General features: G+C 58.8%; 16 protein-coding genes and 1 tRNA gene. 8 read left to right on the top strand and 9 right to left on the bottom strand.

The window, feature by feature from the left end:
• Positions 1 to 10: 10 nt before the first annotated feature.
• A complete protein-coding gene (locus tag SIB42_RS05840) occupies positions 11 to 1,378 on the bottom strand; it encodes a SpoIID/LytB domain-containing protein (RefSeq protein WP_067096024.1) in 1,368 nt (455 codons plus the stop codon).
• Between the two features lie 136 nt (positions 1,379 to 1,514).
• On the opposite strand from SIB42_RS05840, the gene SIB42_RS05835 reads away from it, so the two are divergent.
• Positions 1,515 to 2,486 carry a ribonuclease Z gene (locus SIB42_RS05835; protein WP_067095903.1) on the top strand — a complete coding sequence of 324 codons (972 nt, stop codon included), beginning with the start codon at positions 1,515 to 1,517 and terminating at the stop codon, positions 2,484 to 2,486.
• Between the two features lie 87 nt (positions 2,487 to 2,573).
• Positions 2,574 to 3,086: a photosystem II cytochrome c-550 gene (psbV, locus tag SIB42_RS05830; RefSeq protein ID WP_067096021.1), complete on the top strand. Its 513-nt coding sequence runs from the start codon at positions 2,574 to 2,576 to the stop codon at positions 3,084 to 3,086.
• A gap of 66 nt (positions 3,087 to 3,152) precedes the next feature.
• Here psbV and SIB42_RS05825 read toward each other — a convergent pair whose 3' ends face one another.
• From SIB42_RS05825 to serA, 4 genes are all read right to left on the bottom strand, one after another.
• Positions 3,153 to 3,539, bottom strand: a complete 387-nt coding sequence (locus tag SIB42_RS05825) for a hypothetical protein (protein ID WP_067095901.1) — start codon at positions 3,537 to 3,539, stop codon at positions 3,153 to 3,155.
• 104 nt (positions 3,540 to 3,643) lie between these two features.
• Positions 3,644 to 3,943, bottom strand: a complete 300-nt coding sequence (locus SIB42_RS05820; protein WP_067096018.1) for a ferredoxin — start codon at positions 3,941 to 3,943, stop codon at positions 3,644 to 3,646.
• A 150-nt stretch (positions 3,944 to 4,093) separates the two neighbouring features.
• Positions 4,094 to 4,978 carry a 50S ribosomal protein L11 methyltransferase gene (gene prmA / locus SIB42_RS05815; protein ID WP_067095898.1) on the bottom strand — a complete coding sequence of 295 codons (885 nt, stop codon included), beginning with the start codon at positions 4,976 to 4,978 and terminating at the stop codon, positions 4,094 to 4,096.
• Positions 4,978 to 6,564 (bottom strand): phosphoglycerate dehydrogenase, encoded by a 1,587-nt coding sequence (serA, locus tag SIB42_RS05810; RefSeq protein ID WP_067095890.1) that lies wholly within the window; start codon positions 6,562 to 6,564, stop codon positions 4,978 to 4,980. Before serA ends, prmA begins: the two co-directional genes overlap by 1 nt.
• Positions 6,565 to 6,709: 145 nt before the next feature.
• On the opposite strand from serA, the gene SIB42_RS05805 reads away from it, so the two are divergent.
• The 6 genes from SIB42_RS05805 (at position 6,710) to SIB42_RS05780 (ending at position 10,824) form a co-directional block, all read left to right on the top strand.
• A complete protein-coding gene (locus SIB42_RS05805; protein ID WP_067096015.1) occupies positions 6,710 to 7,243 on the top strand; it encodes a hypothetical protein in 534 nt (177 codons plus the stop codon).
• Positions 7,240 to 8,019, top strand: coding sequence for a photosystem II S4 domain protein (locus SIB42_RS05800; RefSeq protein WP_067095888.1), 780 nt, complete (start codon positions 7,240 to 7,242; stop codon positions 8,017 to 8,019). Before SIB42_RS05805 ends, SIB42_RS05800 begins: the two co-directional genes overlap by 4 nt.
• 73 nt (positions 8,020 to 8,092) lie before the next feature.
• Positions 8,093 to 8,164, top strand: a tRNA-Val gene (locus SIB42_RS05795).
• A gap of 28 nt (positions 8,165 to 8,192) precedes the next feature.
• Positions 8,193 to 9,581: a UDP-N-acetylmuramoyl-L-alanine--D-glutamate ligase gene (murD, locus tag SIB42_RS05790; protein WP_067095885.1), complete on the top strand. Its 1,389-nt coding sequence runs from the start codon at positions 8,193 to 8,195 to the stop codon at positions 9,579 to 9,581.
• 39 nt (positions 9,582 to 9,620) lie between these two features.
• A complete protein-coding gene (locus SIB42_RS05785; protein WP_067096012.1) occupies positions 9,621 to 10,067 on the top strand; it encodes an EVE domain-containing protein in 447 nt (148 codons plus the stop codon).
• Positions 10,018 to 10,824 (top strand): hypothetical protein, encoded by an 807-nt coding sequence (locus SIB42_RS05780; protein ID WP_231856427.1) that lies wholly within the window; start codon positions 10,018 to 10,020, stop codon positions 10,822 to 10,824. Before SIB42_RS05785 ends, SIB42_RS05780 begins: the two co-directional genes overlap by 50 nt.
• On the opposite strand, the gene SIB42_RS05775 is transcribed toward SIB42_RS05780, so the two are convergent.
• From SIB42_RS05775 to SIB42_RS05760, 4 genes are all read right to left on the bottom strand, one after another.
• The gene (locus tag SIB42_RS05775; protein ID WP_067096011.1) at positions 10,776 to 11,066 is read right to left on the bottom strand and encodes a DUF2811 domain-containing protein; all 291 of its coding nucleotides are present in this window, start codon (positions 11,064 to 11,066) and stop codon (positions 10,776 to 10,778) included. The two genes, SIB42_RS05780 and SIB42_RS05775, sit on opposite strands and share 49 nt — an antisense overlap.
• A gap of 307 nt (positions 11,067 to 11,373) precedes the next feature.
• Positions 11,374 to 11,754 carry a DUF1818 family protein gene (locus tag SIB42_RS05770; RefSeq protein WP_067095878.1) on the bottom strand — a complete coding sequence of 127 codons (381 nt, stop codon included), beginning with the start codon at positions 11,752 to 11,754 and terminating at the stop codon, positions 11,374 to 11,376.
• A complete protein-coding gene (locus tag SIB42_RS05765; protein ID WP_067095871.1) occupies positions 11,751 to 11,978 on the bottom strand; it encodes a DNA-directed RNA polymerase subunit omega in 228 nt (75 codons plus the stop codon). Before SIB42_RS05765 ends, SIB42_RS05770 begins: the two co-directional genes overlap by 4 nt.
• Positions 11,979 to 12,003: 25 nt before the next feature.
• The gene (locus SIB42_RS05760; RefSeq protein WP_067095869.1) at positions 12,004 to 12,288 is read right to left on the bottom strand and encodes a hypothetical protein; all 285 of its coding nucleotides are present in this window, start codon (positions 12,286 to 12,288) and stop codon (positions 12,004 to 12,006) included.
• Positions 12,289 to 12,293 lie beyond the last annotated feature (5 nt).

The raw sequence follows: 12,293 nt of genomic DNA, 5'->3' as shown, positions 1-12,293 counted from the left end.
TCGCTGCAGGTCAACCCATCAAGGCTGGCTCCGAACCGGCCCTGAATGCCACTGATGGGTCATCAGCCGGTCGGTATGGCCTGATCGTTGCCCCGCGGTAGTAGTGATGGAGAATTTCACGGAAATCAGCGCCCTGACTCGCCAGACCATGGGCTCCCCACTGGCTCATGCCCACACCGTGGCCATAACCCTGGCCTTCTGCTTCCAGCACAATCGTGCTGCGAGAAGTTTCTGGAGTTCTTCCAGCGGGGATCAATGAGGATTGGCGCAAGCTGACTGGAGGAGGGGGCAAGGGAGGTGCTGCAATGACGCGACCGGCTGGTCCCTGATCAGCCGCTCCGCTGAAACCACTGGCGGAATCCCGCCAGAGTCCGATCAGCTGAGACGGAGCTTGCGAATCCTGATCCACAGGATCCAACGGCTCGACTGCAGTTCCAGCATCACCCTGCAGCAGGGAAAAGCTCACCATCGTGCTCTTCAAGCCCAGCCGCTGTCTCAGTTGGCGGCCCGTGAGCACCAATGATCCAAGCGGGCCTTGAATCCGCGCTGAACGCACCCTGCCGGTGGAGCTGGTGCTGAGCACACGCAACCGCTCCAGTCCGCCAGTCTCCTCAAAGCGGCGGCGTAGATCACCGGCCTCGAAACGCTGGTTCCAGCGATGCACAGGACTGTGCTGGTCATGATCTTGAACACTCACGAGGTAGGGGAGCTGGTTTTGCCAAACCTCGCCACTGGGCTCAGTGGATCCCCCTGAACTGCTGTGAAAAACAGCATTGATCAAACGGCCGCCATGCACCAGAACCAGCGAGCGCGTTGTGGCAACCGCTTCCCTGGTTCTTGGAGTTTCAGATTCGATTCCCTTGTAGACCTGGCTGCTCACCGTGGCCTTCACATCGAAATCCGCCTTGCGTCCTCGTTGGCGGAGGGCGTAGGTCCGAGCAGCGACCGCCTGAGCCTGCAGAGCTGCCAGCGGCCACTTTGCTGGCATCTCACTGCCCACAACACTGGGAAGGTACGTCTCGATACCCAGCTGATTGATCGCCCGGATCCTGCCGCCGCGGACCACCAGCAGCAGGTCACCGCGATAACGGCGGCGCCCGAGCCACATACCGCGAGGGTCAGTCGTGCTGATCCGAAGCGAGGCATGGCCATCGGCCCGGCCATCCGCGATCGTCAGCCGACCATCCCGCAAGCGAACCTGCAGACGCTGAAGGCGGCGTTCGTTGTTGGCGAGGCCGTGCACCAGCAGGGGATGATCGCCATCGGCGCGCAGGATCAACTCCGAACCTTCGGCCACCAAAACACGCATCTGCGGCTCCTGAGCGGTCACCGCAGTCCTGGCTTCAGCAACCAGAGCAACCACTGCAACCGGCAGCATCAGAGCCACTCCAGCAGCAGCCCGACCGATGGAGATGTGCAGAACCACTCGGGAGGCCAATGGTTGCTCAGTGTGCCCCGCCCAGCGGACTGCAGCCAGGCCTTCATGGCAGATTGACCATTGAGCCCACCATGCCGTGCAGGTCACCTTTCTGGGCACCAGTTCTGGAGTCCCAACCCGAGCCCGCAACGTTTCAGCGGTGGCCGTGCGACTGGCTCAGCGCTCGGAACTGTGGTTGTTCGACTGTGGTGAAGGGACCCAGCATCAGTTCCTGCGCAGTGATCTGAGGCTGTCGCAGCTGCGCAGGATCTTCATCACGCACATGCACGGTGACCACGTTTTCGGTCTTCCAGGCCTGCTGGCCAGTCTTGGCCTGAGCGGCAGCAGTGGTGGGGTGGATCTATACGGACCCGATCCTCTCGAGAGCTATCTGGAGGGAGTATTGCGAACTAGCTCAACCAGGATCGGGTATCCCCTCGAGGTGCACCAGGTCCGCAGTGCCGCTGAAGCGAATCGAATCATTTTTGAGGACGCAGATCTCACCGTGCGGGCGACACCGCTGCACCATCGCGTTCCTGCCTATGCCTATCGCGTTGAGGAAAAACCGAAGCCCGGTCGCTTTGACATCCAAAAAGCTCAGGAATTGGCGATCCCCCCCGGACCGGTTTATGCGTCCCTCAAGCGAGGGGAAACCGTCGCTCTGGAGGATGGACGGCAAATTGACGGCAGAACCCTGTGCGGGCCCGAAAAAGCTGGAGCAAGTCTTGTGTACTGCACGGACACCGTGTTCTGCGAAGCAGCCGTCACCCTGGCGAAGGGTGCAGACCTGCTCATTCACGAATCCACCTTTTCCCATGCGGAGGCCGACATGGCCTTCCAGCGTCAGCACTCCACTAGCACGATGGCGGCCCAGACCGCGGCTGAAGCGGGTGTCGGCCAACTTGTGCTCACCCATCTCAGCCCCCGCTATGCGCCTGGGAACGCAGTGACAGCAGACGATCTACTGACAGAAGCCAGAGCCATCTTCCCGAACACGGTCCTGGCAAAAGACTTTCTCTGCCTCGATGTATCCGCTTCATCACGGACTACATGCTGCAACAGTTCGTGATCGGTGGAGCCTGAACAGCGTCAGTTTGATACTTCAGCGTGATACAAGAGCTTGGTGCGCTGTATCCATCTGTCTCGGGCATCCTTCATGGTTCCTTTTCTCTCCAACCTGCGACAGTCGCTGAGCCGACTGCTGATCGTCCTGCCGGTGCTGGCTGTCTTGTGGATCAGCTCCCCCGCTCAGGCCGCCCCGTGGGATGCCGAGATACTGACCGTTCCTTCCGACCCTGAAGGCACCGCGGTGACCTTCAGCGAACAACAGGTCAAGGCGGGACGCAAAGTGTTCAACACCAGCTGCGGCACATGCCATGCCGGCGGCATCACCAAGACCAACCAGAACGTTGGCCTCGATCCTGAGACCCTGGCACTGGCCACACCATCGCGCGACAACATCGCCGCGCTTGTGGACTACATGCAGGATCCCACCTCCTACGACGGCGAGTACAGCATTGCAGATCTTCACCCCAGCATGCGCAGCCGTGACCTGTATCCGGCAATGCGTGATCTCACCGACGAAGATCTAGAGCTGATGTCGGCCTACATCCTCGTGGCGCCGAAGGTGCTTGGCCAGGAATGGGGCGGCGGCAAGATTTACTTCTGATTCACATGGATCGATCCGGTCAACGCCGGATCTATCAGCTGAACTGATTGAACAACATGTGGGCCTTCAGGGCGCAAGATTACCCGGATCCATGGATCGAGGGCGACGGCTGTACCACCACTCCTGCATCTCAGCCGTGAAGCGCATGGGGAAAAGAGTGAGAACAGTGACCGTTGGTCTCGATCCAGGTTGAAGCAGTTCAACGGAATAAGACGGGCAACGACGCGAACCGAGATCAGCAACAAAGCGACGGCCCACCCGGCGCCAGCTGGGCTCCTTGCTGCGCCATGCCAGCCGACAACAGGGCCAGGGGAGTTCTTCGCGGTCGTAGAGGCGGCAGCAGGGCCCAATCACTCGAAAGCTGTACTGGCCTCCAGGGCTGGTGTGCACCGATCCATGGTCAAGCAACCGTTCCACCTCAGGTCTCAACGGTGCGGCGGGAACGGCGGTCATCGGCAAGAGAGCCACATGGCACCACACTGACAGCAAAAAGCCACCCCCGCGGGGAGGTGGCAACGAACCCTGTCGTCAGGGCTTGTGATCAAAAGGCCTGGAGCTCAGTAGAGCTCTTCCTCAGCATGGGTCTTGATGGTGCAGTCGGAGGTGGGATAGGCCACGCAAGTCAGCACGAATCCGGCTTCGATCTGATCGTCATCAAGGAAGCTCTGGTCGGACTGATCAACAGTACCCGAGGTGATCTTGCCGGCACAGGTGGAACAGGCACCCGCACGGCATGAATAAGGCAGATCAATGCCTTGCTCTTCAGCGGCATCGAGGATGTACTGATCGTCGGGAACCTCAATGGTCTTGTTGAGACCCTCGCTTTCGGCGACCAGGGTGACCTTGAAAGAAGCCATGGATGGAGTGAATTTGCAGAGGCTCGTAACAAACGAGCCTGCCGGACTGATCATTTCTACATCGTCCAGGCGTCAAGGCACACGCTTCGATGCCCGTTTCGGTGTAAGCCCAATCAAAATAGAAGAATTTATAAGGCTCACTTATCAAGGCTAGCGCCGAATCTCGAGCAAACCCCATCGACCTTGCTCAGCAAGCGGCTCAACCGACCAGCCCAGGCTCCCCAGCACTTCTATGAGCCTCGGTGCCTGTTCCACCAGCAGGCCACTCAGCAGCCCCCGCCCCCCAGGGCGGAGCACAGATTGAAAGTGAGGCGCAAGGGCCTCAATCACCGGAGCAAGGATGTTGCAGAGGAGCAGATCTGCAGGCTGATCCTCAAGCAGCGTCGCCAGCACCTCTACCGACCCCTGGCTCACCCTGATCGCATCCACAGAACGGTCATTCAAAACTGCGTTGTCTGTCGTTGCGCTTACTGCCAGGGAATCGGTATCGACAGAAAGCACTTGACGAGCCCCAAGCCCGAGTGCAGCAAGTCCGAGCACTCCACTTCCGCAACCCAGATCCGCAACCCTCAAGCCTGAAGGGGGCTGTTGCTCAAGTGCTTCAAGACAGAGGCGGGTGGTGGGATGACTGCCGGTTCCAAAGGCACTGCCTGGATCCATCCTCAAAACAAGCCTTTGAGCATGCTCATCAGGCACATCAAGCCAGGCCGGCAGGATCAGCAGCCTCTCACCCACAGGGTCTGGCTGCCAGTGCTGTTTCCAGCTGAGGCTCCAGTCTTCATCAGCTAATTCATCCCAAACCGGCTGAGCCAGAGCGAGGCCGAAGGTTTCAGCCAGAGGCATAAGACTGCTGATCAGCTCAGATCGCTGGTCTTCAGGCCACTCATGGGCCGGCAACCAGGCCAGAAGAGTGCGTTGATCTGGCGTCTCAGGTGCATGTTGTATGGCCACCCGGTGCAGACCGAGAACGTTCAGCTTCCAGAGAAGCGACTCCTCCAGCTCAGTCTCTACCGGCAGAGACAAACGCCACCACATCACAGCGTGACGGGATGGGCTTCCTGAATCCCGTTAATGCCGTTGATGGTGGCCAGAAGCGCAGGCGGAATCGGGTCATCAATACTGAGCACCATCACGGCATCTCCCCTCACAATCCTGCGCCCCACCTGCATTGAGGCGATGTTGACGTTGTGTTCACCCAACAGCGAGCCGAGATGGCCAATGATTCCAGGCATGTCCCGATGGCGGGTGAACAACATGTGTCGGCTCGGCGGCACATTCACCGGAAATTCATCGATGGTGGTGACTCGCAGTTCACCATCCGCGAACACCGCACCCGTCACACTGTGACCACCCTGTCCACCGCGGGTCGTGAGCTGCAGGGACCCCCCCGCAAAATCGCGGCTGGCATCGTCTTTAACCTCCAGCACGTGGATCCCGCGCCCCTTGGCCTCGAGAGAGGCATTGACGTAGTTGATGCGCTCTCCGAGAGCGCTGGTGAGCAGTCCCTTGAGTGCTGCCACTACAAGGGGCTGGGAGGGATGATTAGCGAACTCACCCTGAAGACGCACCTCCAGTTCCTGGACCTGGCCACCGCTCAGCTGACTCACGAGTAGGCCGAGGGTTTCGGCGAGCTGCAGGTGGGGTTTCAGACGCTCCATGATCTCGGCGCTGAGACCTGGAATATTCACGGCACTGCGAGCTGGGAGTCCAAGCAGCACATCGCGGATCTGCTCAGCCACATCGGTGGCCACATTTTCCTGGGCTTCCTCTGTGGAAGCCCCGAGGTGAGGCGTCAACACCAGCCCGCGCTCGACTGCACGTAGTGGAGAGTCCTGGCCCAGAGGTTCAGAGGCGAAGACATCCAAACCGGCTCCAGCAATCACACCGTGATTAATGGCTTCGGCGATGGCAGCCTCATCAACGATGCCCCCCCGAGCACAGTTCACGATCCTGGCCGTCGATTTCATTGAGCGGAGAAGTTCCGCATTCACAAGATTTTCGGTATCGGGCGTTCTGGGTATATGCAGCGTGATGTAGTCGGCCTGACGGAACAGATCCTCCAGGGTCGTGAGTCGGACCTGCATCTGCTGAGCGCGGTCAGCGGAGATGAAGGGATCGAATGCGATCACCTCCATCCCCATCGCTTTGGCAACCTTGGCAACATGTGATCCGATTTTGCCCAGACCCACAACCCCAAGAACCTTTTTGTAGAGCTCATTGCCCACATATTTCTTGCGGTCCCAGGCACCGGCTCGCATGGAGGCATGCGCCTGTGGCACGTGGCGAGATAGCGACAACAACAAGGCCAGGGCATGCTCCGCTGCCGCGATCGTGTTGCCCTCGGGTGAATTCACGACCAGCACACCTCTCTGGGTGGCGGCAGGAACATCAACATTGTCGACCCCCACGCCGGCCCGACCGATGATGCGCAGACGGTCCGCCGCCTCGATCACATCGGCGGTGACCTGAGTGCCCGAGCGGATCATCAGAGCGTCATAGTCACCGATGATTGACTTGAGCTCGTCCCGAGACAGGCCTGTCCGCTGGTCCACCTGGGCAACCTGCCCGAGGATGTCGATCCCAGCCTGATCAATGGGGTCTGAAACAAGAACTTTGGTCATCCAGCGGCGGAGAGAAAGCCGTTCAGAAGTTTAGAGATCGGTCCGAACATCAGTGTTGAAAAGGGAGATTGACTCACTCCGAACCCAAGCCCCCCGCTGAAGTCCTGGACTTCCGTGGAGAATGGAAGTCCGCACCGCTCCGCTTATGCCTGTCTGCGTCCTGGTGCTCAAAGAACGCACCGCCGCCGAGACTCTTGTCCAGGACCTTCAGGAGTCCGGTAAACCGCTCATCCGAGTCGTGCTGGTCGCGCCTGAACAGGCTGAAGGCAATGAAGCGGGCCGCCTCAAAGCGGAGCAGATTGACCAGGTCGATCTGCTGAACCCGAGCATGGCCCGCAGCCGCCGCCAGCGTTCCATGTCTCGCTGGCTGATGCCCTTCGGCTTCATGGCTGGGCTGACCTTCACCCAGATCACCACGCTCGATACCTTTGCGCGCTTCGGTGCTGTCGGAGAAGCACTGATCGGCGGCCTGCTCGGCATGGGCTCAGGATTGATGGGGAGCTACGCCGCGGCAGCAAGTGTTCCCTCCGACAACGAGGACGGAGTCCGTATCCTGCGCAACCGCCATAACGAGCAGTTTTGGTTGCTACTGCTTGAAACCCCAGCAGGCCTTGAAGTGCCCTGGCAACTCGTTCAGAAAGTTCGTCCTCAGCAGGTGGTCCGCCTGAGTGAGCTGTGAGTCTTCCTCGTGAGACGTTGATCGAAGGGCTCGCTGAGCCAGAGGCCATGCATCGCATGATCGAACAGGCGGAAGAAGTGCTGCGCACCTGGCAACCGAGCTGGAGCGGCTTTTTAAGCGGCCCTGAACTGGAGGACTCGCGCCGCCTCGAGTCGCTCACTGAACTGCGAGTGGTCCGCGACGGTGGAAGACCAGACACCGAACGCTGTCGTCTCCAGCTCAGTCGCAGCGATCAAGAACTGCCACCAGAACCGACTCCAATCTCTGGATTGAGGCTTGAGGGTAATTTCCTGTTTGATCGGGCTGAACCGCAAGACATGCGCCAGGCCCTGATTGATCTTGGTGCAAAAGCTGATGGCCTCGGCGATCTTTGGCTTCGGGGAGATCGTGGCGCCCAGGCCGTATGCACACCAGAGGCCGCACTTCATCTCAACGGCCTGACCGGACAAGTGCGCGACGTCATGCTGACCGTCGAGGCGGTCAGCATCGACGACTTGCAGTGGCCTGCCCAACGACTGCCAAAGCGATTGACCAGCGTGGAGGCATCCTGCCGCCTGGATGCCATCGCCTCAGCGGGTTTCGGACTGTCACGCTCCAAGGTGATTCGTCAGATCAAGGATGGAAAGCTGCGGCTCAACTGGCATCCCGTTCGGCAGGCGAGTCGTGAGCTGAAAGTCGGCGACCGACTCCAGCTTCAGGACCGGGGAAGCGTGGAAGTCTTAAATCTCGAAATCACGAAACGCGATCGCTGGCGAGTGGAGATGCTGCGCCGGTGAGCTGCTAACTTCAGTCCCATCCGGTGGGCAAGCGCTCAACCGTCACCGCAGATCCTCTGAAGGGTGAAAATGCGGGCGATTAGCTCAGAGGTAGAGCACTACCTTGACACGGTAGGAGTCACTGGTTCGATTCCAGTATCGCCCACTTCCCTCGTGAGCAGAGAACGAAAAGCATGACCTTGAGTGTCGTGGTCGGACTCGGACGCTCTGGAATCGGTGCAGCCCGTCTGCTCAAGGCCCAGGGATCTGAGGTGTTGGTTCTCGAGAAGGCTGAGAACGTCTCTTGCAGGCGAAAGTCCGCGGACCTCAGACAGCAGGGCATTGATGTCCAGCTCGGACAACCTCTGGAGATCTCCAGTTTCGAGCCCTGGCTCGATGAGATCGATCAGGTGGTGATCAGTCCTGGCATCGCCTGGACGCATCCAACTCTTGAGGCCTTACGAAGCCGGGGAGTTCCGGTGAAGGGAGAAATGGCTCTGGCCTGGCAGACCCTCAAGAAACATCCCTGGATTGGCATCACCGGGACCAATGGGAAGACCACCGTGACCCATCTCCTCCACCACGTGCTCAACCATGGGGGGTTAAAGGCTCCTATGGCCGGGAATGTGGGGTATTCCGCCGCAGAACTAGCTCTGGGTTGCCTTGAAGGCTCCAGCCCTCTGCCCGACTGGGTGGTCATGGAGATGAGCAGTTATCAGATTGAAGCGGCCAACGTCGTCGCTCCGCGCATCGGGATCTGGACGACGCTGACCCCTGACCACCTGGAGCGACATGGATCGCTAGACGCCTATCGAGCGATCAAGCGCGGACTGCTGGAACGATCCCAGCTGGCGATTCTCAATGGCGATGACCCTGAGATCAGCCGAACTCGCGGCGGCTGGGGAGACACCCAGGTGAGCTGGGTCAGAACCGGCCAGATACGCTCAGACAGCGCCAGCGATCGGTTGAGCTTGAGTGACGACGGCTGGGTCTGCGAAGGAGAGCGAAGGCTTTTCTGCGCCGATGCTCTCGCCATGCCTGGAGAGCACAACCGTCAGAACATGCTTCTGGTCACTGCAGCTGCTCTCGAAGCTGGATTAGCTCCGGAAACCATTGAATCAGCGTTGCGCTGCTTCGATGGGGTTCCCCATCGACTCGAATCGCTCGGAACCGTTCAAGGCGTTGCTGTGTTCAACGACAGCAAGGCAACCAACTACGACGCAGCTGCCGTGGGTCTGCAGTCCGTACCCAATCCGGTGGTGCTGCTGGCAGGAGGTCAGACCAAACAAGGCGACGCTCAGCATTGGCTGCAACTTCTGAAGGAGCGCAGCAGCGCTGTTGTGCTATTCGGCGCCGGAGCAGACGAACTGCGTGGCCTGATCGAAGCATCTGCCTTCCCCGGCGCTGTCAGCACGCATCGAGGCCTGGAAGAGGCTGTTCCGCACGCTCTGGAACTGGCCCGACAGCAGCAGGCTGCAAGCCTTCTGTTGTCGCCTGCATGCGCCAGCTTTGATCAGTACTCCGATTTTGAAGCTCGTGGCAATCACTTCCGGAAGCTGATCGAAACGAATCGATCAACCTAGTCTGGGAAAAATTTCGTAGAACGCGTGGCCTACTGGCTGATGAAAAGTGAACCCGATGTTTACGGGATTCATCATCTTGAGAAGGAGCAGACAACTCTCTGGGACGGGATTCGCAATTACCAGGCGCGTAATTTCATGCGCACGATGGCTGTTGGCGATCAGGCCTTCTTCTATCACTCCAATTGCAAGCCCCCTGGGATCATCGGCCTGATGGAGGTGACGGAAACAGGACTGGTAGATCCCACTCAATTCGATCCATCATCGAAATATCACGACCCTGCGTCGAAACCTGAGGCACCACGCTGGGACTGCGTGCGTCTGGCCTATCGAGGCAGATTTCAAGACATCTTGAGTCTTGAGGACTTGCGTCAGTCCTATCAACCGGAAGAACTAGCCGTCGTTCGACGAGGCAATCGACTGTCGATTCTTCCTGTGGATGACCGAATCGCCCAAGACCTCCTCAAGCGACTTGGCTCAATTCAATGAACCAAGGGAACATCGCCTGACAGAGCGAATTCCTCTCACAACCATCATTCCCAGAGCCTGGGTCGGTTTCAGCCAGGCTCCCTGGCGCTTTGTGGGCCTCACAGCTCTGATGCTGATCACTGTCACAGGCCTGAGTTTGATCTCTAAGGATCTTCAGCAGGGAGATGGCTGGTGGCAGACAACCATCAGCGATGTGCTCTTTCTTACAACGATTCCCACGACGCTCCTAGCAGTTGTGGCCTTGCTGCGCCTGGCCGACCAACTGCTTCCTTCGATCCAAACGGCACAACAGGACGAGCCTGTCCAGGAGCGTCAACAACTGCGATGGATCTTCCGGCAAACAGCCGCCCTAGTGCTACTGGAAGGGGTGATCCTCATCGGAGGCCTGAATTCCATCAGGATCATCGGCGCACTGATAGCCAGGCAGAGCGGCGTGCTCTCGACTCTGTTTCTGATCGCTGGAGCACTTGCACTGAGCCTCTGGACCCTGAGCCAGATCCTGGCCCTTCCTCTTCTGATCCATCACGGTCACCGTCCACTGGCAGCGATGGAACACAGTCGCCGGCTGGTTCAGACCAATCGGCTGAAAGTTCTGGCTCTGCTTGGTCTGATGATCGGGGTCAACCTGATTGGCCTGATGGGAGCCTTCCTCGGCCTGCTGCTGAGTCTTCCGTTCAGCGCCTTACTGCTGATGGCAAGTTGCAGGACTCAGACGCCCTGGGTCAGGGATTCTCGACGGAACATGTTGCCCACATAAAGGCGCGTGATTTCTCTTGACTCCACTCCGTGCTGAATCAGGAATCCGGCCAGAGCGGCCTGAACCAGGCGGTATTGATCCCAGTTCGGGCAGCGTTCAATGAACGCAACCATGGCTTGCTGCAAGGGCTGAGGAAGCTCGGACTGAAAGCTCACTGCTGACTCCTCAGCAGCAGTGGCCGCCTCGACAATCTGGTCTGGTGCTGATGCCTGAGCCTGCTTTAACTGATCGGCCAACTGCATGCAAACGCTTCGAATGCCAACTAGTTCTCCACAGATGCCGGCCCGAGTCAAGAAGCAACTCAGGAGCCATTCCCACTGACTCTCCCAGTGAGACTGCAGCCGCCAGAACCATTTCCAGCAAGCGATCTCCTTCTCTAGCTGCGAAAGAGCCATCGGCGTGATTCGTCAACCAAAACCGACCCCCTGAATCCGGTTTTCCACAAACGTCGGCTATACCAACCCAAATGCTCTGAAGCCTGTGGAAAAAGCACCTTCCAGCGTGGGAAAGACCGGGGGAAAACCAATGAAGAGCCATTGATTAGCTGCTCTAATCTTTACTGCTGTCCCACACCGTTCTCATCGCCTCGGCGATGGCCTGCGCAGCAGGGTCAGGCCAGCAGACCTCGAGGCCACGAGCCTGAACACCATCACCGCGGCAGATACCCCGAAGCGACCAGCGCGAACGATCACCTTCAAGGCAAGCCCACCAACTGCCACGCTCCAATTCCACGCTGATGGATTCCTCCGCCATGAGCTGATCGCAAATAGAGCGATGTTGATCTGTCAGATCAGCGATCAGTGAAGCCAGCTCGCACGCCTCACTCTCCGTGAGTTCGAGAGCCCAGTGTTCTCCGCCAATGAGGACGGAAAACACTGAGCGGGAGGGGTCCCTGGACAATCTCCAGCCTGGGCCCTCCTGTTGAATCATCCAGGAAGGAGATCAGGCTGATCCTGTTCGTCACTCAGCTCAACGATGGCGCGTTGCACAGGCTTCACGCTGGACTCTTCAAGCAGACCATCGAAATCGTCGAAGCGACGCTGCTTGGCACGGAAAGCAATCCGAACAGTGGTCAGATAACGATTGCTGGACTGACGGATCAGGCTTTCACCGCGCTTGGCGAGATCCTGATGATCGACTCCGGCAGAGAGCATGCCAAAAACGCAAGAATCCTGAATCCTAAGTGAGCAGATCGCTGTGGAAAGGAACATGCATGGGATAGCTGCGTTGCGGACGCCCTGGAACCCTCAGAACGATCTGGCGACCCAGCCCCATCGCTGCCAGAGGTCGACGTAAATAACTGAGTAGTGCGCTCACCTCCTCGAGGTGCTGCGCATCTACACACTCGATGCGGATGCTGCCCCAGCTGCGTGACATCCTGCAGTCTCGAAGCGGTTCGAGCTCAGCCTCGATCTGCGGATCCTCCCGATAAAAGGAAAACACCAGCCGTCTTAAGCGATCCATCGTTA

This window comes from Synechococcus sp. MIT S9508 (assembly GCF_047303045.1).
Taxonomy (GTDB): Bacteria; Cyanobacteriota; Cyanobacteriia; order PCC-6307; family Cyanobiaceae; genus Synechococcus_C.
Note: the sequence above shows the minus strand (reverse complement) of the source record. Positions and strands in the feature narration are given on the sequence as shown.